Here is a 25,409-nt window from a genome sequence, read left to right on the forward strand (position 1 = left end):
CGAAATGAGTGTCGGACCCGAACGCGCCGACAACGTCGTATTCTTAGCCCCATGGAAATACCTGACCTGAATGCGCTTGTAACGGGTGGAGCGCACCGCGTTGGTGGAGCAATCAGTCGCGCACTGGCGGAGGCCGGGGCGAATGTTTTCATCCACTACGGGCGGTCAGCCAATGCCGCCGAGTTGATGGCGACGGATCTCTCCACACTCGGCGTCCGGGTCGCAATCGGCGGCGCTGACCTCTCGAACCCGCGCACTGCCGGTGAGTTGCTTGACACCGCGACGGAAGCTCTCGGACCGATTTCCATTCTCGTGAACAGTGCATCGGGGTTCCCCGAAGACTCGTTGGCCGATATCACCCTTGACGGTCTGCGGAGCACGATGGCGTTGACCCTCGAATCGCCGATCATGTTGATGCAGGCAATGGCGAGCAGGCTCGACGGTGCGCCTGGCGCAATTGTCAACATCAGCGACGTTAGGACCCAAACTCCGTATCTCAAACATTTCTCCTACACGGTCGCCAAGGGTGCCATAGACACAGCAACTCGCGCCGCGGCGCTTGCGTTGGCTCCGGCCGTTCGCGTCAACGCGGTTGCGCTCGGTGTGATCTTGTCCCCGCTCGGCGAAGGAGCTGATTACGTCGCCGAGCTTGCTTCACGACTCCCGGCCAAGCGCGCTGGTGGATCTGAAACGGTGACTCAGGCCGTCCTCCATTTCATCTCGAACGACTTTGTGACTGGCGAGATACTCCGGCTCGACGGCGGTTCCCACCTGGTGTAGCCGATGTGTTGGGGTCGCCTCCTCGCAGGCGCGGTACCCTTCGGTCATGGACAAGTACGACAAAGTTCTGATACGAGATCTCTCGGTGATGGGGATCCTGGGGGTCAACCCTGGCGAGCGAGTCACTCCGCAGGAAATTCTCGTCAACGCAACACTGTTCGTTGACACCCGGGATGCGGCGGCTACAGACGACATTGGCGCTGCGGTCAATTACCGCACGCTTACCAAAGCAATGATCGCCCACATCCGCAACGGCAGACCGAAACTTGTTGAACGCCTTGTGCAAGAACTTGCTGACATCTGTTTCGAGCTGGACTCGGGGGTGCAGGCTTTGACGATTTCAGTTGAGAAGCCCGGCGCCCTGCGACACGCACGATCTGTGGGAATTGAAATCACCCGCGAGCGTGTTGATGGCTGAAGCGAGGAGGCAACCATGGATACACTTCCAAAGAAACTAGCCGTACTAACGCTGGGTTCGAACATTGACCGTCAACGCCATTTACCCGAGGCGATTCGCCTACTAAGGCGTCACCCCGACATTGAGGTGCGCGAGGTTTCGCAGTTTTTCGAGTCGGCATCCGTGGGCGGACCCGCCGACGCTCCTGACTACTACAACGCTGCGATGCTGGTGTGCTCGGCATTCTCCCCTGAGGAGTTAAGGGCCGAGCTTCGTGAGATCGAAAACGGTCTCGGCCGGGTGAGGACCGAGGATCCCGACGAACCGCGTACGATCGATATCGACATTGCATACTTTGATGACATCGTTGAAAGCTTCGAGGACTGGGAACTTCCAGATCCCGACGCGCTGGTTGCTCCCCACATAGCAATTCCGGTAGCGGAGGTGGCCCACGACTGGATTCATCCCGTCGACGGTCGAACGATGCGACAGATAGCTCGCAGCGTCGAAGACGGCAACGTAAGAACGGCGCGCGCTATCAAATTGAGCGCTCCACACGTCGCTCGGGCGATCGAGGACTTTGATACACCGGACGAGGTGTACGCCCCGAGATTCGAAGCCTTGGTGCGTCAACAGCTAATCGAAATCGGAGAGCAACCATCGCGAGAAGGGCTTCTCCGCACGCCGATCCGTGTCGCCAAGGCGTTCGACTTCTTGACTAGCGGATACACGATGTCTCTGGACGACGCGGTGAACAACGCAATTTTCGACGCCGAGGGTGCTGACGAAATGGTCCTCATCAAAGACATCGAGTTCTACTCGATGTGCGAGCACCATATGCTGCCGTTCTTCGGTAAAGCGTCGGTTGGCTACCTCCCGGATGGGAAAATCATCGGGCTGTCGAAGGTCGCAAGGATCGTCGACCTGTTTGCCAGGCGGCTCCAGGTCCAGGAGCGGTTGACCAACCAGATCGCCGACGCTCTCAGTGAGGTGCTTGACCCGCTTGGGGTCGCTGTTGTGATCGAGGGCAAGCATTTCTGCATGATGATGCGCGGCGTCCAGAAGCAAGATTCCTCGATAGTGACGAGCGCCATGCGAGGCACGTTCCGCAGAGATGCGCGCACGAGGAGTGAATTCCTCTCCTTTCTCAACGACTAACCGCACGCCGGGAGCGCTTGTCGGGTTTAGTACACTGGCTGAATGGCGACACGGGATACCCTCGGGCGGTCGCTGCGAGACTTCCGCATCTCCGTCACGGACCGCTGTAACTTTAGATGCACCTACTGCATGCCAAAAGAGGTGTTCAACAGCGACTACAAGTTCCTGCCGCGCTCCGAGCTGCTGACGTTTGAGGAGTTGTCTCGTGTCGCCGGCGTTGTTGCCAGGCTCGGCACCCGCAAAGTCCGCTTGACCGGTGGCGAGCCACTGATGCGCCGAAACATTGATCGGCTCGTGTCCCAAATAGCTGCGATCGACGGATTGCATGACATTGCAATGACCACCAACGCTTCCCTTTTGGGTAGGCATGCTGTTGCGCTGAAGGCAGCGGGGCTCAACCGGGTGACTGTCAGTCTCGACGCGATCGACAACGATGTGTTCCAGGCGATGAACGACGTTGGAGTCGACGTTCGGACCGTGCTCGACGGCATCGACGCCGCGGCAGAGGCGGGTCTTGGTCCGATCAAAGTGAACATGGTCGTGAAGAAAGGAGTCAACGATCAAGAGGTTGTCGAGATCGCGGAACACTTTCGCGGGACCGGCCATATCGTTCGGTTTATCGAGTACATGGACGTCGGTGTGACAAACGGTTGGCGTATGAACGACGTTCTGCCAGCCAGGAGCATCCTCGGCCTCATAGAGAAGCGTTACAAAGTGGAGCCTGTGGACCCAAATTACGATGGGGAAGTAGCGACTCGGTACAGGTATATGGATGGGTCTGGCGAGTTCGGAATTATCTCATCAGTTACGAAGCCGTTCTGTGGTGGGTGCACCCGCCTCCGGCTCGGCGCCGACGGTCGCCTGTTCACTTGTCTCTTTGCAAGCAAGGGCACAGACATCCGCGGCCCGATGCGGGACGGGGCGACCGACCTCGAACTGGAGCAGCTCATCAAGGGCCTTTGGCAGGTCCGCACCGACCGCTATTCCGAGCAACGCACCGAGTCAAACATTCCGATGCCAAAAGTGGAGATGTCGTACATCGGCGGATAGAGATCTCCGATGGCGCCGGCAGCTTTCGTTGGGGTGATAGCCCGCCGGATTTTCGGAAACGGTTCGTTTTCCATAACCACGTGACCACCTTGTGGTGCGTTCGGGTTCGCTGTTCGTTGGCCCCCGCATGTGACCATGCTCTCATAGGCAATCCGATCCGTGTCGCGATGTTCCGGGCCTGCTCATGATCGACGTTGTAGGTCGCGAAAAGTTCCTCGCGTCAACCCCCTTGTATCGCTACCAGCGGGTCCGTACGGTCGAGGCATGGATACATCTGTTGCTCTTATGGTCGGTGGTACTGCAGTCTCGGCGCTTGCGGTCCTCCACGGAACGTTCTCCTCTCGGGGACTGCGAAACGCCGTCGCAGCCGTTGGAGTCGTGCTACTTTTCGTACCCTCGCTCGCCGCATATGCTGAGGTCACACCCCCGGCGAGGCGTCTGGCTAGCGCGACGGTCGTCTATGAGTCGCCTGCCGAGACGTCATTAGCGGCTTTTTACACCGTTCAGAAGGGCGACACTCTGTGGAAGATAGCGGCGCATGATCTAGCGAGTCGGGTGGGTGATACAACACCCGAGGCGATCTCTGATCGGTGGGTCGGAATCTACAGGGTGAATCTCTCTGTGATCGGTGACGATCCGAACCTTATTTACCCCGGGCAACGCTATGACATGGGGGAGGGGCGATGACTGACGAGCATGTAGAAGAGTTCGAGGAAATCCCATGGTCACAGCTCATCCCCGACTCAACACCGGCCGGCAACCGGACCGTGATGATCGCGGGTGGGATCGTGATCGCGCTCGTTGTCGGTGTTTTTGGCGCGAAACTGCTGGGTAGCGGTTCGCAACCAACGGTCGTCGAGACGTTCTCCGAGGCGGTGCCGTTGAGTGTCGAGGTACCTCTCGAAACCTCGATCACTAGCGAGAGTGCTCCGCCCACGACCGGTCCGGCACAGAGTGTCTTGTATGCGGAGGCCGATCTCATGGCCTCGATCACTCCGCCGTCCGACACCGTGGTCGGGGCGAACTACGTTGCGACCCGGTTCGTTAGGGAGTTCTTCACAGTCGACGGCGACAAGGCTGCCCGTCCTAACATCACGGCGCTTTTCGCCAACGGTGTCCAGTTACCTCTGCCGCACGGGCAAGAGGGGCTCACAACGTACGTGGAGTGGGCGCAGGTGGTCAGATCCGAAATCAATCCGGACGGACTTGATGTGACGGTTGCATTCCAGATGCTTGAGGAGTCAGCGGGTGTACCTGAAGTGTTCGTCCGCTCAGAAGTACTTGAGGCAACGATTGCATTGATCGCGACTCAAGATGGGTATGCGGTGGGTGCGCTACCGAATGTTTCACCTGCCGCTTCGCCCACCTCGATCGCCGCTTGGGAGGGTGTCGACTCTGCACCGCAGGCTGTGATTGACGCCGCTATCAAGAAAATAAGCGGCTTTGCAACCGAAGGCGCCGTTATCGCGCAAGAGCAGCTGTCCGGAGGGGCTTGGCGGATAGTGCTGCTTGCCAAACGTGCGGACGGTCTTAGCTGGCCGCTGCAAGTGATCGTTCCGCAGGTCCCGTAATCGCCGCGAACATCTCCGCTGCGGGGCGATGCAACGGCGACCGATATCTCGCTTCGGCGACTGCGTTCCACGGGTCGTTGTTGGGCCGGGAGGCCGGTTAGCTGAAGTGAGCCTCGAGTATCCGAATGGTGTGTGGCTCGATTGTGTCCCAAGACACGTCTGGGACTTTCGAAATGGTCACGAAATCGGCCGACATGAACACGCTTTTGGTGCCCTCGATGCCGAGTAGTGCCGTTGCGAGCTCATTGCCTTGTGCGTTGGCCGGCACGAATGTTGAGGGTCCACCTACGTCCATACCGACGGTGAACTTCCTCGCGTTGTCGTTTGGTGTTATCGAGACCGTAACGGGCATTGACCATCCAGACGTTTGCCTGCCCGTATCGTACCCCAACAGTCATCAGCGACTTGGCGGCAAGGGTGACGGCGTTGCTGGCGTATAGAATCATCCCGTGTCATCTGAAGCCATTCTCGCCGTGGATGTCGGCGGGACGTTTACCGATCTTGTTGTTTGGGACGGAGAGAGGCTGCGGTCAGGCAAGACATCGTCCACTCCGCACGATCAAAGTCTTGGTGTTGTCTCGGGGGCCAGTGTTTTGCTTGACGACCCGGTCGCCCGTTTCGTGCACGGCACAACTGTTGCGACAAACGCACTTCTTCAGCGCCGCGGGGCGCGTACCGCGCTCGTCACCACACAAGGGTTTAGGGACGTCATCGAGATAGCGCGCCAGGACCGGCCGAGCCTCTACGACAGCTTCGATGACCCTGCCCCGGCCCTCGTGCGGCGTACGGATCGCTACGAGGTGGACCGCACCGCCCCGGATGCCGCTGCTATCCCGACCTCGATTGGGGACGCTGACTCGATCGCGATTTCGTTGCTGTACGGATACGAACGTCCAGACGAAGAAGCTGCCGTGGCCGATGGTCTCCGGTTGCGAGGGATCACCGTTCCTATCAGCCTATCAAGCACCGTCGCTCCAGAGTTTCGGGAGTACGAGCGCACTGCGACCACTGTCCTCAACGCGTACCTGGTGCCAGAAACTGGCCGGTACCTCCGTCAGCTCGTAGATCGCTGCGCCGAGGCGGGTCTGCCGGAGAACTTTCAGGTGATGCGATCGTCTGGAGGTCTCATCGACGTTGATCAAGCTGCGGACCTCCCCGTGGCAGTCCTGCTGTCTGGTCCTGCCGGTGGTGTCATCGCCGCGGCTGCATTGGGTGACTCCCTCGCGATGAGTCGAGTGATCTCGTTCGATATGGGCGGCACGTCCACTGATGTTTGTCGTATCGACAATGGACGTCCCGATGTCAGCTACCAACGTGACGTTGCGGGCTATCCGTGCCGGATGCCGTCCGTTGCGATCCACACCGTGGGAGCCGGCGGCGGGTCGATCGGATGGGTCGACGGTGGCGGATCGCTGCGAGTCGGTCCCCGGTCTGCGGGTGCTGTACCGGGACCCGCAGCGTACGGGCGTGGCGGGACGGAACCGACCGTTACCGACGCAAATGTCGTCGTAGGTCGAATTGCCGGCGGGTCAAGACTTGCCGGGGAACTCACGGTGGACTTCGGACGGGCGGAGTCAGCAATAGATGCTCTGGCGGCTGGCGTCGGTCTGAACATCGCGGATACCGCGCTGGGAATGCTCACCGTCGTTGAGGAAATCATGGCGGGCGCAATTCGCAAGATTTCCGTTGATGAAGGGGCGGACCCGCGTGGTGCGGCGCTGGTGGCCTTTGGAGGAGCGGGTGCGTTGCACGGGTCCGCGGTTGCGAGAATACTTGGTGTGTCGCGGGTTGTGGTCCCACGGTTCGCCGGTGTGTTCAGCGCTCTCGGGTTGCTGCTCAGTCCGCCGAGAATAGATCTGACCCAGTCGATCGCAGCCTCGGACGAATCTGACCTCAGCGACCTCCACCGAGTAGGTGCCGCCCTATCCGCGCAGGGGCGGTCGCGGTGCGAGGCGATGGGTGCCGAAGTTGTTGAGGCGGGCTTACTTGTAGATGTCCGATACATTGGCCAGGCCCATGAGGTAACGGTCACGTTTGGTACCGGCGACTCGTGGGAGACCATTGCGGACCGCTTCCACACAAAGCACGCGCATCGCAACGGTTTTTCTCGCCCGGAGAACGCAATTGAGGTGGTGACGGTGCGAAGCGAGACAGTCGGCAAGCCGGCCCTCGAATGGAGCGACCTTCCCGCTGTGGTCCCAGCGGGGGAGGCAAGCCGGGGTACGCGGCAGGTCCTGACTTCCCGGGGTGGAGTTTCGGCTGACGTGTACTGGCGTGCAGCGTTGATTCCCGGCACGGTTATCGCGGGACCGGCAATCATCGAAGAGGACCAGGCTACGACCTTTATTGGTCAGGGCGACCGGCTGGAGGTGCTGGCCGACGGTTCTCTTGAGATCACCTGGTGACCGAGCAAACACCGAATCCGGTGTGCCCTATCCCTTGACGGAACCCGCCAAGATTGCGCGAACGAAGTAACTCTGTGGCGGGGGAAGCACGATCAGCTGCAAGCGCCAAAGTGGTCGGGCTATGGGGCTCCGCACGACCGGTTGGCCTCCTGAAGGGCCGTCGCGACTAAGACTCCCTGGCTACGCCCGCGATCGTCGCTTTCACGGAATAGCCTTGAGGAAACAAGATGTCTCAGGCAGCATTTCGATTGTCCTCGACACCGACCGGTGCTTTGGTGAGTCCGAGTCGTAGACCACATCCCACGACCCCTCAGGAAGAGTCATCGATTTTGTGGTCGGCTCCCAGTTCGCCACCGCAACCATGGTTCCACGCTGCACCATACGGGTTGCTTCTGATCCGGTTTCGATCCACTGAGCCGGGGCGTTCCATAGTTCGGGGTGCTCGCGGCGTACGGCAAGCAAACCGCGATACCGAGAAAGCCACGACAATTCGTCGGTGCGCTGCGCGGCAACCGTTTCGGAAGGGCTCCGATCGACCGACGGCAGCCACGGTTCCTTCGATGTGGAGAATCCGTTGGCGTGCGAGGAGTCCCAGGGCATGACGCTGCGTGTCCCGTCGCGGCCGACTCCGTTCTCGTTGCGCGTTGTTATCGGGTCCTCTCGGTCTTCTTCGTCGACTTCAGCATCGATCAAACCCAGCTCCTGACCTTCCCACAGAAACGGGAACCCACCGAGTGCCATCATGAATGTCATCACCGCAAGGGAGCGCTTGCGCCCGAGATCACCACCACCGAACCTTGTTGCAGAGCGTGAATTGTCGTGATTGTCGATCACCCATGAGATTCCGGTGTCCGTACTCCGCTGCACAGTCTCGAGTTTCGCAAGCAACTCCAATGGCGCCCAGCTCATCCATCCGGGTTCCAAGTAGAACACGGTGTGGAGACTGTCCCCTCGCACGTACAGGGCTATTCGCTCAAGCGTACGAGGGTTGGATTCACCGATCAGCACTGCCCCGTACGGCTCAACGATCTGATTCCACCGCCTGTAGATGTTGATGGTGTCATCCTGATCCATGTCATAGCGGTGATCGAACGCTGCAAACACATTGACCGGGTTGCCGGCGTCTGTGATTGGAGCGATTTGCGGATTATCACGAAAGCTTTCGTCCTTCATCAGCCCATGGGCTACGTCGATCCGGAATCCGTCCACCCCTCGTTCACACCAAAACGTCAGAATGTCTTCGAACTCTTTTTGCACCGCTACGTTTCTCCAGTTCAGATCCGGTTGTTCAGGAAGAAAGAGATGGCAGTAGTACTGACCGGAATCCTCGTCCAACGTCCACGCCGGTCCGCCGAAATGGCTTACCCAGTTGTTTGGTGGCCGACCGTTTGCGGCCGGGTCCCTCCACAGGTAGTAATCGCGGTAGCGGTTGTCGCGGCCTTTGATGGCTTGTTGGAACCATTCATGGACCGAGGACGAGTGGTTGGGAACGATGTCGACGATGATCCGTAACCCAAGACTATGCGCCGCAGCAACGAGGTCGTCAAAGTCTTTCAGTGTGCCATGGATGGGGTTGATAGCGCGATAGTCGGATACGTCATATCCGTGATCGAACCCGGGCGATTCATAGAACGGCGCAATCCAAATCGCATCGACCCCGAGCCACGACAGGTAGGGCAGTCGCTCCCGAATCCCTACAAGGTCGCCGATTCCGTCGTCGTTCGAGTCAGCGAAGGATCGGGGATAGATTTCGTATCCGACCGCGCCCCGCCACCAACCTGCCGTCATTCTTTTCCCAGGTGTCAGGCCGCCCGAGTCTATCGATCCAGGAGACTGTAAGCGTTTACAAAATCGTTCCGACTGTAGTCGCTGGGTCTTCCCGGGTGAATTGCTGGCCCAATGCGCTGGGTTCGTATCGCGAGACGATGGCATGACGCCGACCGTACCGCGGAAAACCGGCACCGTGAACCGCGGGGCCAGTTCTGGTCGGAGCGACTTCGCGTTTCTATCCTGCTGTCTATGGAACACCGCCCGCCTTGTCAGCTTCGCGACGTTGCCTCAGCGTCTCACGCAGACACCGGCACAATGAGCGTACGATGACGGTCGATCCGGTAACCCTTGAGGTCGCCCGAAACAGATTCGCCGCGATGGCGGCGGAGATGGGTGCGGTGCTGACGCGAACCGCTTACTCACCGAACATCAAAGAACGTATCGACTGCTCTGCGGCACTGTTCGTTGCGTCTGGAGAGATGCTTGCACAGGCCGAGCACATTCCTGTCCACCTCGGCTCGATGCCTGCATCGGTGGCGGCAGTTCTCGCAGCATTCGGCGAGTCCGTCGAACCCGGGGTGCAATACGCTGTCAACGATCCGTTTTTCGGTGGAACTCATCTCAATGATCTGACCCTTGTCGAGGCTGTGTTTCTCGAAGGGGACATCATCGGCTGGGTTGCTAACCGGGCTCATCATGCCGACGTGGGTGGCGAGGCGCCTGGCTCGATGCCAGCGTACGCGACGCACATTGATCAGGAGGGACATCGGGTGCCCCCGACCGCCGCGGTACGCAACGGATTGTGGATACCTGAGTTCGTCGATCCGTTTCTCGCCGCAACTCGTACCCCTACCGAGCGTCTTGGTGACCTTTCAGCACAACTCGGGGCGAACGAAGCCGGGAAAGCTCGGGTGCTGGAGTTCATCGGTGAGTACGGGATGGACCAGTTCCACACCGTCGCCTTTGCGTTGCTCGACTACGGCGAACGGCGGATGCGCACCGCACTGGGTGCCCTGCCGGACGGTGTCTACCGCTTTTCGGACGTCATGGAACTACGTGGTGAGGAGATCCCTATCGTCGTTGCGGTCACCATTGCAGGCGAAACCCTCACCGCAGATTTCACAGGGTCGGCGCCCCAGGTCGAAGCAAACATCAACGCGGTCGATGCCGTCACGCGGTCGTGTTTGTATTACGCCGTTCGCGTCGCAACCGACCCGTCCATACCCGCAAACGGAGGTTGTTATCGTCCGCTCTCGTTGATCACCGAACCGGGGTCGATAGTGCACGCCGAGTACCCGGCCGCAGTCGCGGCGGGGAATGTCGAAACTTCGCAGCGCATTGCCGACACGTTGCTCGGTGCGCTCGCACAGGCCGCCCCCGATCGTGTGCCGGCGGCGGGGCAGGGAACGATGAACAACATTTTGATCGGGAACGACAACTTTGCGTACTACGAGACCATTGCGGGTGGTCAGGGAGCACGCCCCGGCCGCGACGGTGTATCTGGCATCCATACCGGGATGACGAACACGAAAAACACCCCGATCGAATCTCTGGAGCGGCACTACCCGTTTCGAGTGACGAAATACCAGTTGCGTCGCGGGTCGGGGGGCTCGGGGCAGTTTGTCGGTGGGGAGGGCATCGAGCGAGAGATCGAGTTTCTAGAGGGCGCGACTGTGTCGATTATTTCTGAACGGAGACACCGAGGTGCGTACGGTCTCTCCGGTGGAGGTTCTGGCGCGTTGGGGGAGGATTGGCTCCTAAAGGCCGACGGCAGTCGTATCCGGCTCGAAGGCAAAGCGACGTTTGAGGTTGCCCCGGGTGATCGGCTCCTCGTGTTGACTCCGGGCGGCGGAGGTTGGGGGGACCCAGTCGAACGCGTCGGATGAGGGTGTTCCGCACGACTACGCTGAGATGATGGCTGATTCACCCGTTCAACTCACCTCGTCCGGACCACCAACGACCGTGCTCCCAGAACCCGACCCGCAGGCAGCTGCCGCGTTGGAAGGTGCTGGTTCGGACAAAGACAGCCTCGCTGAAGTCGTTGGCAGATACCCGCGATTTGTCGATGCATGGGCGGCGCTTGGAGCCGTCACTTCCGATCCCGTCGAGCGGTACGCCTACTTTCGTGTCGGGTATCACAGGGGATTGGACTTCTTGCGCGCCAACGGCTGGCGCGGAAGTGGGTACGTCCGTTGGCAGGAGACAACGAACCGCGGTTTTCTCAACACCCTATCGGGGTTGCGCGATGCCGCAGCAGCGATCGACGAGACGGACGAGGTCGATCGCATCACAGACTTCCTCCACCAGCTCGACCCCGACACCAACCCTGCGACCGATTAGGGGACTCACTCCAATAACGCCTGCCCTTTGTCTGGTGCGGTGCTTCGTTTTGAGTCTCGCTCGGGTCGATTTCGTGTATGAGCAAGTGGCAGCTGTCCGCAACGATTTCATTATTGGTTTCCTGTTTCGGCTCTCAGGGTGAGGGGTCGATTACGGTGAGTCGAGTACTGAGCCAATCAGCGACGGCGGCTTCGTCGAGGTCTCCTGCAGCGATCGCCAGCATTGTCGAGACGGCCCCGTCAGACGGGACGTTCAATCGACGACCGTTCAGCGCACAAAACATGACGAGCGATTGCCATGCAAGGCGTTTGTTACCGTCTGGAAGTGGGTGGTTGTGAGCGATGTGGACGACAAGAACCGCTGCCTTGTCGACGAACTCGGGATAGAACTCGACATCGCCGAACCCAGCTTGTGGTGCGTGCAGGGCTGAATCGAGCAAGTCCAAGCGGGAAACCCGAGCGAGGACGTCCGCATCGATCCCGGTAACGGCCTCGGCGACGGCGAGCGCCTCAGCCAGTGTGAGGTACCTCACTCCGCGAGACGATCGAGAATCTTTCTGTCGCGCTCGGTTAGCGCCTTGAGCATTTTGACGAACTCGGTGTCTTTTCTAACAAGCTCAATCTCGGCTCGGAGAGCTTCAAGCATCAGTGCGTTGACGCTGATCCCCCGCCCACGAGCAATGATGTCCGCTTCCTCAGCGAGTGTTTCGGGAATGCGCAATGTCGTTATCCGTTTCTCCATGACGTTATGGTATCACGACATCACAACGTCGTACACCCCTCGACCAGAACCTGGCGCATGCGCGGCCAGATACCGGGACGGTGATTGAACGAGTCGCTCCTGGCATGTCGCGCCGCCGAGGCGCGGCGACCGATCTCGACGATCTTCTCCGGCGGCGTCTGCCATCTCCGCCATGGGTTCCACATCTGGCAAAGGGAAACGCGCGGCGCGCGGTGCCCACTCGATCGATCGTAAGCCGGTGGTGTGTGCTCCAGACCGAATCCGATAGTTCGTGAGCGGCATCTCTGCGACGGAACTTGAGGGCAGCCTTCCCCACGCGCTAGCGGTGGTTGATGGTTTCGATCCCGGGGAGGTCGACAAAGGCACCGAGATCGGTACTCACTATTTTTCGGCCGGTGGCTCTGGCGGTCGCGGCGATGAGGAGGTCGTGGGCGCCGCGTGGGCGCCCTGCTTTGCGAACAGCAGCGAGGAGCTCGGCGTGCTCAACGGCGATACCGAGGTCGTATGCGATTATGGGCAGGGACACAATCATCTCGTCGACAAAGGCTCTGCGGGCGGCCCGTCGTTTGCCCGAAGCGAGCGTTACGCCGACCAATAGCTCGGCGGCAGTGATCGCTGCAATTGCCACATCGTCGCCGTCGTCGATGACGTCGTCGAGGCCGACACCCCGCCGTTCCGCGTCGATTAGGAACGTAGTGTCGAGTAAGAGCATGCTCACTCTCGGTCTTCAATCTCAAGGAGGCGCCGGATGTCGACAAGGTCCTTGGACCATTGAGCATCAGGATGATGGCGTCTCAGTAGTGCCTTGACATCGATCCCGCGTCCTTGGGTGATCGGCTCGATGTGGGCTACAGCCTTCCCGCGGCGCACGATGGTGTAGTGCTCACCACGGTGCTCCACGTCGTCGAGCAGATCAGCGAAGTGGCGGGCAGCGTCGGTGGCAGAGATATCCGGCATCGCATCAGATTATCATATGTCAATCAGAATATGAACTTTGCAGACACATCGCCGGGCGTTTCGGGAATACCACGTTTTTGTGATTAGGCACCGCAAATCCACTCACTCCTACGAGACAGAGGACGGCTGAAGGCTCCCTTCGCGATCGAGAGATCCTGGAGTAGAGGAGTTCTTGAAATTTTCCCGAGGAGTACCAGACAGCGATGACCTCCCGATCTCTGGATCAGGAGGCCATCGCTCAATGTCTGTTAGCCGCCTATTTCGTCGTCTCCGCCGGGATCGTCAGGCGGTGGGCACAGGATGATGTGGCTGATGTCAGCCTGCTGACCGCCGTTGGTGATTCCACCGATGAGCACCTTCCCAAGCTGTACGTCGTAGTACTTGCGGTTTACGGCGGCGGACTTGACCACGACGAGGTCGTAGTGGTCGTCGGATGTCCACGATGAAGCATCCAACTCGATCTTGGTGCCGTTGTCGCACCACGCCTCAGCCTGGTTCAAGTTTTTGGCTGTTGCGGGTGCGGCTACCGCCACCACTAAGCCTAAGACCACGAGCGTCAGTCGAAGTCGTTTCTGCATAGTTCTCCTTGAGTCCGAACGGCAATTTCCACGAGCGCCAGCGCATCGTCGTGCCGCATTTGCGACACACACTCCCATTGGGCTATCGGCGTTTCCGTATCGAGGCTTGAGCAATTCCTCCCCCGCCAAACACGGGGTTAGGTGTCTGCTGGATTGCCTAGCCGTCGGCGCACGAAGGCATGGATAGATGCAATGGCGCAACAGTCACCGCCCACGAAACATGCGATCTGAGACCGCCCGTCTGGCTTCCTACAACGGTTTTCCGTAGACCACGAGGTCGGCAATATCGAGGCCCGGCTTCTCAAATGCAGATCGTACCCACGGCAGGTCGGGTGCCACGATCTTGATGTGGGCTGCATGCTCATCCGACGCAATCGCGAGTAGTCCTCGAACGAAGTCGTTTGCGTCTTCGGGTCGGGTTTCCATCCATGCCACTTCGAGGTCGCTGCCGTTTGCAGCGGCGACCGCCCAACCGGTGGGTCCGGTCCAGAGGGCATCTTGCTGGGCCGCAGCTACGAGGTCGCCCTCGGTGAGCCGGCGCCACGTCCAGTCAACCGCGAACATCGCCCGCGCCGCTCGATAGAGGTCTCCCGACGACCAACTCATGAGCGCTGGGACTGCGTCGGCTGCTGCTGCGCGGCTCAGAGGTGCGTTTACCTTGGTGCGCGAACCGCCATTCGTGGTCGGAACCGGTCGCGCGCTTACAACCGGCCCTGACCCTTCGATCCATGTGCAGTCTGGGCGGTACCCGTCGCTCTCGACCTGCGCCCGTGCGGGTCCATTCTCGGCCTCGACACAGAGACGAAGGACCTGACCTCCTGCATCGCGGACCCAAGTGCGCTGGTGTTCGGCCAGTGCCTGAGCAACGCCTATTCGGCGCCAATCCGGCCGCACACGCGTACCTTGTAACCACCCCTCGGTCGCCGACAACATGCGAGCGGCGCTTGTCGCAACCGGAGTGTCGTCGTTGTCGACCGCGACCAATAGATTGAGGTTCGGGGTTGCTAACCACCGCAGCCAGCTCTCGTGAACATAGTCTCCCCATTCGAATGTGTCTGTCGTGAACGCCTCGATGGGTCCCTGGTCATCGGCGCGCGCCATCCTTATGGTGATATCCATAGGGTTAAGCCTAATGAACGCCCCGGTCAGTACCTGGCGAGTTCTTGGGCTGCCTCGATGATGCCGACTACTGAGAGCATCGTCATTGCCTCGCCCTGTTCCGAGTATGGGAAGGAGGGGATCTCATAACCAGCGTATCTGCGCACCGGTGCATCGAGCCAGTCGAACGCCTTGTCGTTGATCTGGGCGACGATCTCGGCGCCAAAACCCATGAACTCGTTGTCTTCGTGGACGACGAGGACCTTCCCGTTGCGATGTACTGCAGCCTCGATCGACGGCCAGTCGAGCGGTCGCAATGAGCGCAGGTCTAGGACACCGGCCGAAATTCCTTGTTGGGAGAGCTGTTCGGCAGCTTCCATTGCATAGTGTGCCATCGTGCCGTAGGCGATGATTGTGAGATCGTCACCCTCTCTGCGCAACGCCGCTTTGCCGAGCGGAACGGAGTGTTCCCCGGCCGGGTACGGACCCTTGGCGAGTCGGTAGAGCTTCTTGGGTTCAAGAAATAGCACAGGATCTGGGTCCTCGATTGCGGCCCACAGAAGCCCTTTCGCGTCCGCCGGCGTGGATGGCACGACGACCTTTAGACCCGGGACGTGTGTGTAGAACGCTTCGACCGACTGACTGTGGTAGAGCCCTCCACGGATCCCGCCTCCATAGGGGACCCGGATGACCAACGGACAGTTCCATCGGCCCCCCGACCGATACGAGATCCTTGCTGCTTCCGACACGATCTGGTCAAACGCCGGGTGGATAAAGTCGGCAAACTGGATTTCGGCGATGGGCCTTGACCCGATCGCCGCCATCCCAATGCCGATCCCGATGATCAGAGATTCGGCAAGCGGCGCATTGAAAGCGCGATCGCCTCCGAACGCGTCCGTGAGTCCCTTTGTTGTTTTGAACACCCCACCTTTGGGATCCGCAATGTCCTGGCCGAAGATCAAGGCCTCGGGGTACGAGGCGAGAATCTCGTGCAGCGTGCGGTTGATCGCGGTGATGAGATTGACGACCTCGCCATCCATCGGAGCCTCGAGTGCCACCGGCTCGGTGGGCTCGATGGGCTTGGCATACACGTGAGAGAACGGATCGGTCATCTCCGGCGCCTCTTCAGCCACCGCTAGACCGCGTGCCACCATCTCAGCAGCCTCATCGTGGATATCCTGTTCGGTTCCCTCATCAAGCAGTCGATTCTCAATGAGATACTGCTCGAGGCGAGTGATCGGATCTCTGCGACGCCAGTAGGCGACCTCCTCGGGGTCGCGATAGAGCTTGTCGTCATCGTCGGATGTGTGGGCGTAGTAGCGGTACGTCTTGGCCTCGACGAGGGTCGGGCCGTCGCCTTTTCGAGCCCGCTCGACAGCGGTCGACATGGCTCCGTAGACGGCGAAGATGTCGTTGCCGTCGATGTTTACGCCCGGCATGTTGTAACCCTGCGCCCGGTCCGAGATAACACCCGCGATCTCCTCAGCAGACGGCGTCGAGATCGCGTATAAATTGTTCTCAACCAGGAAGATCACCGGGAGTTTCTTGATCGATGCGAAGTTCATCGCCTCGTGCCAGTCGCCCTCGGAGGTGGCGCCGTCGCCAGACGCAACCATGACCACTCCTTCGCTGCCGGCGCGTTGAAGTTCGTACGCAATCCCGCACGCGTGGGGGAACTGTGTCGCGATCACTGAGCCATGGGTGAAGATCTTGAGGTTTGGCTCTGAGAAATGTCCTGGCATTTGGCGCCCGGCAGACGCCGGATCTGTTGCTTTTGCGAACAGACTCAAGAAGATGTCTGCCGCTGTGACGCCTACCCCGACAGCGAACGCCATATCGCGGTAGTACGGCAATGACCAGTCTTTCGAGGTGTCGATGGCGAAAGCAGCTCCGACCTGTGTTGCCTCGTGGCCTGATGCGGAAACCACAAACGGCACCCGCCCTTGTCGGTTCAATGCCCACATGCGGTCGTCGATCTTGCGTGCCAGCACCATCTTGCGGTACATGTCGATTACCTGGTCGTCACTGAGACCGAGTTCCCTGTGTTCTTGGACGTTTTCGAGATCCAACATTCTGCTCCCTTCGGTCTCCCATGGTTAGGGCGTTACGTGCGCTCGAACCCGCCGCGTCGGGCGTTCGTCTTCTGTCTCGTCCGACTGGTTGACGTTTCGTGCCGGTGACCCAACCTTCCTCTTCGCGGCCCGAATCATGATCGGGCACACTGCCGGCGTGCGGCTCTGTTGCGGGTGCACCAACTGGTTGAGGCCGCCGCACCGCGACCGTGAGTGACGTTCTCGCCCGACGGTCGCCAGACTCTGTGCGCCTGTCCGGATCGGCGACGGCCGGACCAAGTGCACCTCTGTCAACAAGTCAATGATAGCGATTTGCCGCGCCTGTCTGCTGGTCGCACAGCGCGGGTACCATTGTTGGATGATCGCCGCAGCATATCTCCGCGTGTACGTTCGCGAGGATCGCCTTGCGCGAAAGAGATGGGAAAAGCACGGCTCTGGGTCGATTCGTAAAGTCGTCGTGACCGACCATTTCTTGTGGACCGAGTCCACGGCCGACGATGTCCTAGTCCTCGAGTGGGAGGGTGACAGGTTTGTTTGCCCGCGGTTCGCCCGGCTGCGGATGCTCGAGGGCGTAATCGCCTTCGACAAAACGTACCCCGGTGGCGTGCTCATTCCAAAGCACGCGGTTGAGACGGTGAAAGATCAGCTCATTGCTCTTCGGTCCCAGATGCCTAGTGCGAAATCACATATCCTGACTTCGCCGTGGTTTGTTCCGCTGCGGTGGTTTGTCGCGTTTACGGCCGAGCATCGCAGCCTCTATCAGGCCGGGAGTGGAATGAGCCTCCGGTATCGCGCACCGATGGATACCGTAAAGCGCCGAGTTGACCGTGGCATTCGGGTACTCAGCGATGCGAATCTCGGCCCAGGCGCCTTGGTGCCCCTCCAAGATTTGGCGCGTTGGCTGGCCGGGTTCACGGAGGACGCAGTAGTCGAGTTGGACTACGACCGAGTTGCGGGCATGTTCTCAGAAGCCGACTTGGTCCTCGACGATTCATCGGCTCTTGTCGAAGAGAGCATCGTGGCGCTCGAGGCCGGGGATTTTCTCACCGCGGGTCTACGGTACCGCGAGGTTGCGTCCCGGTGGGCGCCATCACAAGCACAGGCATTCTTGAACTAGCCCGCCGGACTGATGTCCTGGTCAGGGGCGGACTTGAACCAGGCGGCGCGTGTCGGCCCGGAGGGTCGACTCGGAGGAGGTGTGTGTCGCCGGCGGAGGAGGCGAAAGCATGCCGACCGTCCAGCTCGGCTGGACAGGGTTCTTCCCTGCGCTGATGGGCGAGACGGGCCTGTGTGTGGTGGGCGTGTGGTGGTGTTGCGTTGGCTGGGTCGTGGAGCCTGCGGCGTTCTGTGGTCAGGGGCGGACTTGAACCGCCGACCCCCGCTTTTTCAGAGCGGTGCTCTGCCAACTGAGCTACCTGACCTATGCAGCAATGCCCGGACAGTAGCCCGGGCATCGCGTTGGGCGGGAGCGACGGGATTTGAACCCGCGACCTCCGGCTTGACAGGCCGGCGTGAACTCCAGACTTCACCACGCCCCCAAATATGTGCCCCCAGGGGAATTCGAATCCCCGTTGCCGCCTTGAAAGGGCAGAGTCCTAGACCGCTAGACGATGGGGGCAGGGAACGAAAGTTTACCTGATCTCCAGCAGCAGCCAACTGGGCGGACCGGAGTATATCGCGGAACCATGTGCCAGGTGAATTCGGTGCTGGTGTTCAATCTACGGAGAAACTTGACCCGAATCGGGGTCGACCATCCATGATGAGACATCAACGGCTTCGAACGCCGACCCAGGAATGTCACGCAGTTCGCGGAGCATATCGTTGTCCCATCTGCTGTCTAGGACGCCAGACACCATCCAGTCAGCACCGTTGTCGGCAACGATGATTCCGTACTCCTTGAAGGCAGTCATGATGACTTGGATTTCGAGTGCGTAGCCGCTGATGTCAAAGCTGGCTTTGAGCCGGAATCGTTGGCCCATTGGTGGCACGCTTGCGGACGTGTTGGACGATGCGAAGTGCCGCGCCGGCCACACGTAGGCGCGTTGGCTGGTGCTTACCGTGAATCGAATCGCGTGCTCGATTCGGCCGCTGGCGACCTCGTCGTATGTGACGAGACCGGGAGTGATCGGCAGACCTGCGGCGTCTGCCGATGTCCATCCGTTCGGGCGTAAATCGTTTGAACGCAGGTAGTACACCGCACCGGAATCGGCGTTCCAGCTCCCGTCGCCGTTGGACGATGCTCCGCCCTCGATCGGCGCGTCACCTGGAATTGGATACGGTCCGTCGTCCGACTCGTCGCCGTACGCTGTCCAATTAATGGCGACATCAGGCTGCGCATCGTCGACCTCAATGAGCGGAATACCGATCGGCGAATCTGACCCCGGTGGCCAGACCCCAGACCCAAAATCAGCACGGATGAAACCCGTTACCCCGATCGAGGAGATGTAATCGTCGGACCGGGGATCGAGCGGTGCGGTATCGATCCGAGTGTTCCAGATGTTGTCGGCGGGCAGAATCGAGCAGCGTTGCGGCGGTGTGACCGCGGTGAGTCCAAGCGCACGGGTGAGGAACGTCGCCATCTCTCCACGCGTGACCGACGCCCCCGGGCAGAACCGGTCGCTCTTCGGGGGGTTGCAGCCCTTGGTAATTCCGGCGGTGGCGAGGGCCGCAATGTCGGCGACGAACGGCGATTCGCCGACATCGACGAACTGGTTCGCTAGTCCTGCAGGAAGGTCGAGCGCACGGGTGAGGAACGCAGCCATTTGGCCCCGAGTGATTGGCGATTCGGGGCAGAAGCGGGTGTTCGCAGGAGGGTTGCAGCCGAGCGTGATGGCTTTGGCTGATATCGCCTCGATCGAACCCTCGTGGACAGACCCGTCATCGTCCGTGAATGAGCCGCCGGGATCGGTTGGTGCAGCGTTCGCAACCCCGGTACCGCCGGGAAGGACGAGCAGCGCGACCAGCGTCGCACCAGCCAGCAACGCTGCAAAACGCCTTCGGCTTGTTGAAATCCCCATTGTCACTTTCATCGGCACTGCGGAACCCCTGCTTGAGGTCTGACGTATCGCTCCTCCAGACGCTCGGAGCGGATCCTATGCTTTGTCTGCTGTTATCGATCCCTGGCATAATCGATACGTATATGCATTTCCCATCCCGGAAGGTGCTCGCATGCAGATAGTTGCGCTTGTTTGAGACCGGCGACGACACGCCCTCGCTCCGTGCGCCTATATTCTGAGTCGAGTCGTTAGGTCGAATCTCTGGAGAGTCACATGTCGGATAGCCAAGCGATTGAGAATCTTCTCAACGAGAACCGCATCTTTGAGCCCTCTGATGAGTTTTCTGCTCAGGCCAACGCAACCGCTGAGATCTACGACGAGGCCGAGTCGGACTACAAGGCGTGGTGGCATAAACAGGCGCTCGAGCGCATCACCTGGTTCAAGGAGCCGACGGTCGTTCTCGACGACTCGAACCCTCCGTTTTTCAAGTGGTTCAGCGATGGTGAGCTGAACCTGTCCTATAACTGTTTGGATCGACACCTTGAGACGCAAGGGGACAAAGTCGCCTATCACTGGGTCGGTGAGCCTGGTGACACACGTACCATCACCTACAGCGAGTTGCACGGGTTGGTTTCCAAGTTCGCCAACGGCCTAAGGTCCCTCGGTGTCGAAAAGGGCGACCGGGTAGCGCTCTACATGGGGATGATCCCCGAGCTTGCGATCTCGATGCTCGCCTGCGCCAGGATCGGCGCTGTCCATTCGGTCGTGTTCGGTGGCTTTTCGTCCGAGGCGTTGGCCAGTCGGATCCAGGACTCGCAGGTGAAGGTCGTCGTGACAGCCGACGGCGCATGGCGGCGCGGGTCGGTCGTGCCGCTCAAACCGGCTACCGACGTCGCGGTCGCTCGTTGCCCGTCTGTCGAAAAGGTAATCGTGGTCAAGCGGTGCAACAACGACGTCGAGATGACCGACAAGGACGTCTGGTACGACGACTTGATGTCGGCCGCCAGCGACGAATGCCCACCCGTCCATCTCAACGCCGAGGACCCTCTCTACATCCTCTACACGTCTGGTACGACCGGTTCGCCGAAAGGGATTGTGCATACCCAAGGCGGGTACCTCACCGGGATCATCACAACACATCACTACGTATTCGACATCAAACCGGACAGCATCTACTGGTGTGCCGCCGACATTGGTTGGGTCACCGGCCACAGCTACATCGTGTACGGGCCGCTTGCGAACGGTGTTACCAGCGTCATGTACGAGGGTGCGCCGAACCACCCCGACCTTGACCGTCTTTGGCGGATCATTGACGAGTACAAGGTGACGATCTTCTACACGGCGCCTACAGCGATCCGTGCATTCATGAAATGGGGCGACGAATACCCCGCCCGTCATGACCTCTCCTCGCTCAAGGTGCTCGGCACGGTCGGCGAACCAATCAACCCCGAGGCGTGGATCTGGTACCACGAGCACATCGGCGGTGAGAGGTGCCCGATCGTTGATACCTGGTGGCAGACCGAAACGGGCGCAATCATGATCACCCCACTCCCAGGCGCGGTGGCCACCAAACCGGGATCAGCGACTAGGCCATTCCCAGGGATCGACGCTGTGGTCGTAAACGACGATGGTGAGGTTGTGCCAACGGGTAGCGGCGGGTTCCTAGCGATCCGACGCCCGTGGCCGTCCATGCTGCGCACCATCTACGGCGACGACCAGCGTTACATCGACACTTATTGGTCACGGTTTGAAGGCATGTACTTCCCCGGTGACGGCGTCAAGACCGACAGCGACGGCTACTACTGGCTGCTTGGCCGCGTCGACGATGTAATGCTCATTGCAGGCCACAACATTTCGACGACCGAGGTCGAGTCCGCGCTGGTGTATCATCCGGCCGTTGCCGAGGCCGCGGTTGTCGGTCGTAAGGATCCGATTTCGGGTCAGGCGATTGCCGCGTTTGTGACGCTGCGCGACAAGTTCGAAGGTTCTTCCGAATTGATCGACGAGCTGAGAAACACCGTCGCAGAGCGCATCGGGGCGATAGCCAAACCGCAGAGCATCGTATTTACGAACGATCTCCCCAAGACCCGCTCTGGGAAAATCATGCGCCGTTTGCTGCGTGACATTTCGGAACACCGCCAGCTTGGTGACGTCACGACGTTGGCAAACGCCGACATCGTTGCCGAAATCGCCGAGATGGCCGCCGTCACAGACGAAGACTGACCACCGAGAGCGACGAGGGCATTAAGGGTGCAGGTCAGTTCTTGAGCAGAGGTTCCATGATCGACCGTGTCACTGCCGCCGCCTTGGCAGCATCCGGTAGTGCAGGGTTCCATGAGGAGATCGACGCCGCCACCACACGTTCCGTAGCCGCGAGACGAGCGATCGCAGTCTGCACCGCCTCGGCGCCCGGACCTCCGAGTGCCGGGTAGTTGACCGCCGGAAGGTCGGTTGGGTCGACGACATCCACGTCGACGTGCACATAGATCGGTCCGGGCGGCGGCTCGCTTGCAGCCACGTCGTCAACGGACATCACGGTGAGCCCGGAAGCCGCAATTGCGGCGCCCTCCTTCGGGTCGAGGTCGCGGGCATCGACCAGCACTACGCGCTCATCGGGCAGAGGCTTCATCCCCGTTGCCTCGACGATGGTTTGCTCGCCTCTTGCAGTGATCATCGCCAGTGGCATGCCACCGAGAAAATTCGACTCGGTGGTCTCCCATGTGTTGAAGTCGCCGTGTGCGTCGAACCAATACAAAGTGGGGACGATTCCTTTGCGTTGCAGACCCGCAAGCACCCCGATCGGCGCGAGACAGTCGCCGGCGTACACAACCGTTGGGCCGCTTGCAGCGACCCGCGTCGCGAGTTCGCCGTACAGGACCGCCATGCGCCTTTGCCCGATGTCACCGGGCTCTTCCGATCGAAATGGGTCGTCGGAGGAGCCCTCGTCCGGCAGGTCCACAGCGAGAACTTCGGCCGGTTGCGGCACCTCGAAGTCATCAAAGAAGCGGCCGACAAAATACGGCACTGAGATGACGTTCATGGGATCACGTTATCGGCGCGACGGGGTGCGTGTTCACCGTCTGAGACTTTTCGCGACCGGTCGTGCTGCACGAGTGGATGAGCGGCCCTAGTCATTACAAGACATAAAAGAAACGATTGTTACATTTATGACTGTATAGTGATATCATTGCTTCATGGACTTTCTTCGGTCTCTCGAATCCCTGGTACCCGGCGTGCAGGGAAGAGTTCTAGCAGTTTTGGTGGAAACCACTGCTGAACTCAACATGCGGACGATTGCGCGTTTGGCGGACGTCAGTGTGGCCCAGGCATCGCGTGTCCTCCCTCATCTTGTTGATTTGGGCGTGGTAAACCGTCGTGATGTCCCGCCTTCTTCGCTCTTTCGGCTTGTGCCACAACACGTCATTGCAGGTCCGCTGCTCGCACTCGCCCGACCGAGGGACACGGTGATCGAGGAGATGCGACGGTTCGCCGCCGCGCTTCCCATTCCCCCATCTTCGGTCGTGGTGTTTGGGTCCTTCGCTCGGGGCGAGGCCGATGCGCAAAGCGACATCGACGCTGTTCTTGTCAGGCCTAAAGACGTCGAAGCGTCTGACGAGGAATGGCAGGAGTCGATTGAGCAGTGGCAGAGCGCGGTCCGGCGGTTGAGCGGTAATTCGGTGGAAGCTCTCGAGGTGGGTATCGATGAGATTTCTGCAAGCCTACGGAGCAGGCGACAGATTTGGCGCGACATTCGTCGAGACGGAGTCGTGGTCTACGGTTTGAGCCTCGATGAACTCGAGAACGATGCCGCCTAGGAATCCGCGGACCAGAGTCGTCACAAGCAGCCAGGTGCGCAGCTATCTCGCCAAAGCTGAGGAATACGTCGCTGCGGCAGCGGATGAACTTGAGGCCGGTCGGGGAATTGCTGCGACCAGCCTTGCAGTCCACGCTGGGATTAACTCGGCGGACGTCGTGTGTGGGGCAAGGCTGGGAACGCGAGCGACCGGTCACGACCATGCTCAGGCATTGGAACTCCTCAAACAGGCAGGAAAGGACGGTTCGGAGCTAGGGACGGAACTCCGTCGGCTGCTACCGATGAAGACGAAGGCCGAGTACGATTCCGACGACATCCCACTTTCTGCGGCGACCAAGGCGGTAGAAAGAGCCCGACGGTGTGTCGTCATTGCCATCCGGGTCCAACGATCCTCTCGTTAGGTCGGGTACTCGTGTAGAAGCTGGCCCGGTAGCGACATGTTTTGGATAGTCCACTATCCTTTACGGAGACGACGTTGTCGGCACGCGGTGGGTGTTTGCCCTGGCAGTGCCACGATGTCGCTGAAAGTAGATTCGGGGGTCGGTGTCCGCGCTGGACGCAATCCGACGCTGGTTAGGTGGAGCAGTTTCATATGTGGACGTTTGTTACTAGGGGAAGCCGCCGTCGCCTGTCGATGACTCTGGCTTTCGTGTTGATCGTGTCGGTACTCACACTCGTCTTCACGCCTCCTGCACATGCTGTTCCCGGCGTGACGGTGACGCCAACTTCGGGGACCATTGCTGAGGACGGCGGGATCATGACGTACGACGTAGTATTGGATGAGCTTCCGAGCGCAGACGTCACGATCTCAATTGCTTTGCCTGGAACCGGCGAAGTGTCATTGGACAAATCTTCCCTGATATTCACATCCACAGATGGGACCACTCTTCAGACGGTGACGGTGACAGGTGTTGGTGATGACATCGACGATGGTGATGTGATGTCAACGATCGTGCACACTGCGTCCTCGTTGGACTTGAACTACGACGAGATTACGGTTGATTCTGTCGTCGTCACCACCACAGACGATGAAACGGCTGGTGTGACGTTGACGCCGACGTTGGGGAACGCCACGGAGGGTGGTGCTACGGCGACGTATACGGTGGAGTTGGATTCTGAGCCGATGTTCAACGTGACGGTCACGATTGATGATTCGTCTCCTGATGTCACCGCGGATGTCACGGTGCTGGTGTTCACCCCGAGTGAGTGGAATTCGCCGAAGACTGTGGTTGTGACTGCGGTGGACGATGACTTCGTTGAGGATGACGAGTTTCCGAATATCACTCATGCCGCGACGTCAGGTGATACGAATTACATCATTCCGGTGGCGGGGACGTTTGCGGTGACGGTGAACGACAACGATTCGGCTGGTGTGATTTTGATGCCGACGTCGGGGAGTGTGACTGAGGGTGGTGCGACGGTTACATATACGGTGGAGTTGAGTTCGCAGCCGACGGCTGATGTGATTGTTGCGGTTAATGAGTCGTCACCGGATATTTCGTTGAGTGTGACGTCTCTTACGTTCACGGCGGGTAACTGGGATACGCCGCGGGATGTGATTGTGACGGCGGTGGACGATGACCTTGTTGAGCCTGTTGAGTCCCCGAACGTTACGCATGCCGCAACGTCAGGTGATACGAATTACATCATTCCGGTGGCGGGGACGTTTGCGGTGACGGTGA

The 25,409-nt window shown here is 59.8% G+C and carries 25 protein-coding genes and 3 tRNA genes; 14 read left to right on the forward strand and 14 right to left on the reverse strand.

All coding sequences use genetic code 11. From position 1 onward, the window contains the following. Positions 1-51 precede the first annotated feature (51 nt). The 6 genes from IIC71_04975 (at position 52) to IIC71_05000 (ending at position 4,956) form a co-directional block, all read left to right on the forward strand. Positions 52-780 (forward strand): SDR family oxidoreductase, encoded by a 729-nt coding sequence (locus IIC71_04975; GenBank protein ID MCH7668546.1) that lies wholly within the window; start codon positions 52-54, stop codon positions 778-780. 46 nt (positions 781-826) lie between these two features. Next, positions 827-1,198, forward strand: coding sequence for a dihydroneopterin aldolase (gene folB / locus IIC71_04980; GenBank protein MCH7668547.1), 372 nt, complete (start codon positions 827-829; stop codon positions 1,196-1,198). A 15-nt stretch (positions 1,199-1,213) separates the two neighbouring features. After that, positions 1,214-2,335, forward strand: coding sequence for a GTP cyclohydrolase I FolE (gene folE / locus IIC71_04985; GenBank protein ID MCH7668548.1), 1,122 nt, complete (start codon positions 1,214-1,216; stop codon positions 2,333-2,335). 42 nt (positions 2,336-2,377) lie between these two features. Then, a complete protein-coding gene (gene moaA / locus IIC71_04990) occupies positions 2,378-3,385 on the forward strand; it encodes a GTP 3',8-cyclase MoaA (protein MCH7668549.1) in 1,008 nt (335 codons plus the stop codon). 264 nt (positions 3,386-3,649) lie between these two features. After that, positions 3,650-4,072, forward strand: coding sequence for a LysM peptidoglycan-binding domain-containing protein (locus IIC71_04995; protein MCH7668550.1), 423 nt, complete (start codon positions 3,650-3,652; stop codon positions 4,070-4,072). Further along, on the forward strand, positions 4,069-4,956 hold the full coding sequence (locus tag IIC71_05000; GenBank protein MCH7668551.1) for a hypothetical protein: 888 nt from the start codon (positions 4,069-4,071) through the stop codon (positions 4,954-4,956). Before IIC71_04995 ends, IIC71_05000 begins: the two co-directional genes overlap by 4 nt. 97 nt (positions 4,957-5,053) lie before the next feature. On the opposite strand, the gene IIC71_05005 is transcribed toward IIC71_05000, so the two are convergent. Further along, positions 5,054-5,308 carry a NifU N-terminal domain-containing protein gene (locus IIC71_05005; GenBank protein ID MCH7668552.1) on the reverse strand — a complete coding sequence of 85 codons (255 nt, stop codon included), beginning with the start codon at positions 5,306-5,308 and terminating at the stop codon, positions 5,054-5,056. 97 nt (positions 5,309-5,405) lie between these two features. Between IIC71_05005 and IIC71_05010 the strand changes: the two genes are divergently transcribed. Next, on the forward strand, positions 5,406-7,361 hold the full coding sequence (locus IIC71_05010) for a hydantoinase/oxoprolinase family protein (protein MCH7668553.1): 1,956 nt from the start codon (positions 5,406-5,408) through the stop codon (positions 7,359-7,361). 201 nt (positions 7,362-7,562) lie between these two features. Here IIC71_05010 and IIC71_05015 read toward each other — a convergent pair whose 3' ends face one another. Then, positions 7,563-9,149, reverse strand: coding sequence for a hypothetical protein (locus IIC71_05015; protein ID MCH7668554.1), 1,587 nt, complete (start codon positions 9,147-9,149; stop codon positions 7,563-7,565). Between the two features lie 308 nt (positions 9,150-9,457). Here IIC71_05015 and IIC71_05020 point away from each other — a divergent pair, with 308 nt between their 5' ends. Beyond that, on the forward strand, positions 9,458-11,017 hold the full coding sequence (locus tag IIC71_05020; GenBank protein ID MCH7668555.1) for a hydantoinase B/oxoprolinase family protein: 1,560 nt from the start codon (positions 9,458-9,460) through the stop codon (positions 11,015-11,017). Between the two features lie 28 nt (positions 11,018-11,045). Then, positions 11,046-11,471, forward strand: a complete 426-nt coding sequence (locus tag IIC71_05025) for a DUF3151 family protein (protein ID MCH7668556.1) — start codon at positions 11,046-11,048, stop codon at positions 11,469-11,471. 133 nt (positions 11,472-11,604) lie between these two features. On the opposite strand, the gene IIC71_05030 is transcribed toward IIC71_05025, so the two are convergent. From IIC71_05030 to IIC71_05060, 7 genes are all read right to left on the reverse strand, one after another. Further along, entirely contained in the window at positions 11,605-12,003 is a 399-nt protein-coding gene (locus IIC71_05030) for a type II toxin-antitoxin system death-on-curing family toxin (protein MCH7668557.1), read from the reverse strand. Further along, on the reverse strand, positions 12,000-12,212 hold the full coding sequence (locus tag IIC71_05035) for a hypothetical protein (protein ID MCH7668558.1): 213 nt from the start codon (positions 12,210-12,212) through the stop codon (positions 12,000-12,002). The genes IIC71_05030 and IIC71_05035 overlap by 4 nt, the downstream gene beginning before the upstream one ends. Before the next feature lie 319 nt (positions 12,213-12,531). Beyond that, entirely contained in the window at positions 12,532-12,930 is a 399-nt protein-coding gene (locus IIC71_05040; GenBank protein ID MCH7668559.1) for a PIN domain-containing protein, read from the reverse strand. After that, the gene (locus IIC71_05045) at positions 12,927-13,169 is read right to left on the reverse strand and encodes a type II toxin-antitoxin system prevent-host-death family antitoxin (GenBank protein ID MCH7668560.1); all 243 of its coding nucleotides are present in this window, start codon (positions 13,167-13,169) and stop codon (positions 12,927-12,929) included. The genes IIC71_05040 and IIC71_05045 overlap by 4 nt, the downstream gene beginning before the upstream one ends. A 248-nt stretch (positions 13,170-13,417) precedes the next feature. Beyond that, on the reverse strand, positions 13,418-13,747 hold the full coding sequence (locus IIC71_05050; GenBank protein MCH7668561.1) for a hypothetical protein: 330 nt from the start codon (positions 13,745-13,747) through the stop codon (positions 13,418-13,420). Between the two features lie 249 nt (positions 13,748-13,996). Further along, positions 13,997-14,866, reverse strand: coding sequence for a GNAT family N-acetyltransferase (locus IIC71_05055; protein MCH7668562.1), 870 nt, complete (start codon positions 14,864-14,866; stop codon positions 13,997-13,999). A 26-nt stretch (positions 14,867-14,892) separates the two neighbouring features. Next, positions 14,893-16,917 (reverse strand): tungsten formylmethanofuran dehydrogenase, encoded by a 2,025-nt coding sequence (locus IIC71_05060; GenBank protein MCH7668563.1) that lies wholly within the window; start codon positions 16,915-16,917, stop codon positions 14,893-14,895. A gap of 358 nt (positions 16,918-17,275) precedes the next feature. On the opposite strand from IIC71_05060, the gene IIC71_05065 reads away from it, so the two are divergent. Next, a complete protein-coding gene (locus IIC71_05065; protein ID MCH7668564.1) occupies positions 17,276-18,034 on the forward strand; it encodes a hypothetical protein in 759 nt (252 codons plus the stop codon). A 231-nt stretch (positions 18,035-18,265) separates the two neighbouring features. Here the strand turns inward: IIC71_05065 and IIC71_05070 are convergent. The 4 genes from IIC71_05070 to IIC71_05085 form a co-directional block, all read right to left on the reverse strand. Then, positions 18,266-18,338: transfer RNA gene (locus tag IIC71_05070), tRNA-Phe, on the reverse strand. A gap of 42 nt (positions 18,339-18,380) precedes the next feature. Then, positions 18,381-18,455 (reverse strand) — tRNA-Asp (locus IIC71_05075). 7 nt (positions 18,456-18,462) lie between these two features. Continuing rightward, positions 18,463-18,535: transfer RNA gene (locus tag IIC71_05080), tRNA-Glu, on the reverse strand. Positions 18,536-18,635: 100 nt separating this feature from the next. Next, on the reverse strand, positions 18,636-19,946 hold the full coding sequence (locus IIC71_05085) for an S-layer homology domain-containing protein (protein MCH7668565.1): 1,311 nt from the start codon (positions 19,944-19,946) through the stop codon (positions 18,636-18,638). 240 nt (positions 19,947-20,186) lie between these two features. Here IIC71_05085 and acs point away from each other — a divergent pair, with 240 nt between their 5' ends. Then, on the forward strand, positions 20,187-22,136 hold the full coding sequence (gene acs / locus IIC71_05090; protein MCH7668566.1) for an acetate--CoA ligase: 1,950 nt from the start codon (positions 20,187-20,189) through the stop codon (positions 22,134-22,136). A 34-nt stretch (positions 22,137-22,170) separates the two neighbouring features. Here the strand turns inward: acs and IIC71_05095 are convergent, their stop codons facing one another. After that, positions 22,171-22,953, reverse strand: a complete 783-nt coding sequence (locus tag IIC71_05095) for an arginase family protein (GenBank protein ID MCH7668567.1) — start codon at positions 22,951-22,953, stop codon at positions 22,171-22,173. 154 nt (positions 22,954-23,107) lie between these two features. Here IIC71_05095 and IIC71_05100 point away from each other — a divergent pair, with 154 nt between their 5' ends. The 3 genes from IIC71_05100 to IIC71_05110 form a co-directional block, all read left to right on the forward strand. Next, a complete protein-coding gene (locus IIC71_05100) occupies positions 23,108-23,728 on the forward strand; it encodes a nucleotidyltransferase domain-containing protein (protein ID MCH7668568.1) in 621 nt (206 codons plus the stop codon). Beyond that, positions 23,703-24,128 (forward strand): HEPN domain-containing protein, encoded by a 426-nt coding sequence (locus tag IIC71_05105; protein ID MCH7668569.1) that lies wholly within the window; start codon positions 23,703-23,705, stop codon positions 24,126-24,128. The genes IIC71_05100 and IIC71_05105 overlap by 26 nt, the downstream gene beginning before the upstream one ends. 176 nt (positions 24,129-24,304) lie before the next feature. Further along, positions 24,305-25,409 (forward strand): hypothetical protein (locus IIC71_05110; GenBank protein MCH7668570.1); only part of this gene is annotated, 1,105 nt, incomplete at its 3' end.

This window comes from Acidobacteriota bacterium, assembly GCA_022562055.1.
Classification (GTDB): domain Bacteria; phylum Actinomycetota; class Acidimicrobiia; order Spongiisociales; family UBA5794; genus BMS3BBIN02.

Excerpts from the sequence above, each read along its gene's own strand:
- IIC71_04995 (MCH7668550.1), top strand. The coding sequence starts at position 3,650 with ATGGATACATCTGTTGCTCTTATGGTCGGTGGTACTGCAGTCTCGGCG.
- IIC71_05050 (MCH7668561.1), bottom strand. The coding sequence starts at position 13,747 with ATGCAGAAACGACTTCGACTGACGCTCGTGGTCTTAGGCTTAGTGGTG.
- IIC71_05085 (MCH7668565.1), bottom strand. The coding sequence starts at position 19,946 with ATGAAAGTGACAATGGGGATTTCAACAAGCCGAAGGCGTTTTGCAGCG.
- IIC71_05065 (MCH7668564.1), top strand. The coding sequence starts at position 17,276 with ATGATCGCCGCAGCATATCTCCGCGTGTACGTTCGCGAGGATCGCCTT.
- IIC71_05020 (MCH7668555.1), top strand. The coding sequence starts at position 9,458 with ATGACGGTCGATCCGGTAACCCTTGAGGTCGCCCGAAACAGATTCGCC.
- IIC71_05015 (MCH7668554.1), bottom strand. The coding sequence starts at position 9,149 with ATGACGGCAGGTTGGTGGCGGGGCGCGGTCGGATACGAAATCTATCCC.
- IIC71_04975 (MCH7668546.1), top strand. The coding sequence starts at position 52 with ATGGAAATACCTGACCTGAATGCGCTTGTAACGGGTGGAGCGCACCGC.
- acs (MCH7668566.1), top strand. The coding sequence starts at position 20,187 with ATGTCGGATAGCCAAGCGATTGAGAATCTTCTCAACGAGAACCGCATC.
- folB (MCH7668547.1), top strand. The coding sequence starts at position 827 with ATGGACAAGTACGACAAAGTTCTGATACGAGATCTCTCGGTGATGGGG.
- IIC71_05095 (MCH7668567.1), bottom strand. The coding sequence starts at position 22,953 with ATGAACGTCATCTCAGTGCCGTATTTTGTCGGCCGCTTCTTTGATGAC.
- IIC71_05060 (MCH7668563.1), bottom strand. The coding sequence starts at position 16,917 with ATGTTGGATCTCGAAAACGTCCAAGAACACAGGGAACTCGGTCTCAGT.
- IIC71_05035 (MCH7668558.1), bottom strand. The coding sequence starts at position 12,212 with ATGGAGAAACGGATAACGACATTGCGCATTCCCGAAACACTCGCTGAG.
- IIC71_05055 (MCH7668562.1), bottom strand. The coding sequence starts at position 14,866 with ATGGATATCACCATAAGGATGGCGCGCGCCGATGACCAGGGACCCATC.
- IIC71_05000 (MCH7668551.1), top strand. The coding sequence starts at position 4,069 with ATGACTGACGAGCATGTAGAAGAGTTCGAGGAAATCCCATGGTCACAG.
- IIC71_05005 (MCH7668552.1), bottom strand. The coding sequence starts at position 5,308 with ATGCCCGTTACGGTCTCGATAACACCAAACGACAACGCGAGGAAGTTC.
- IIC71_05100 (MCH7668568.1), top strand. The coding sequence starts at position 23,108 with ATGGACTTTCTTCGGTCTCTCGAATCCCTGGTACCCGGCGTGCAGGGA.
- folE (MCH7668548.1), top strand. The coding sequence starts at position 1,214 with ATGGATACACTTCCAAAGAAACTAGCCGTACTAACGCTGGGTTCGAAC.
- moaA (MCH7668549.1), top strand. The coding sequence starts at position 2,378 with ATGGCGACACGGGATACCCTCGGGCGGTCGCTGCGAGACTTCCGCATC.
- IIC71_05045 (MCH7668560.1), bottom strand. The coding sequence starts at position 13,169 with ATGCCGGATATCTCTGCCACCGACGCTGCCCGCCACTTCGCTGATCTG.
- IIC71_05025 (MCH7668556.1), top strand. The coding sequence starts at position 11,046 with ATGGCTGATTCACCCGTTCAACTCACCTCGTCCGGACCACCAACGACC.
- IIC71_05105 (MCH7668569.1), top strand. The coding sequence starts at position 23,703 with ATGAACTCGAGAACGATGCCGCCTAGGAATCCGCGGACCAGAGTCGTC.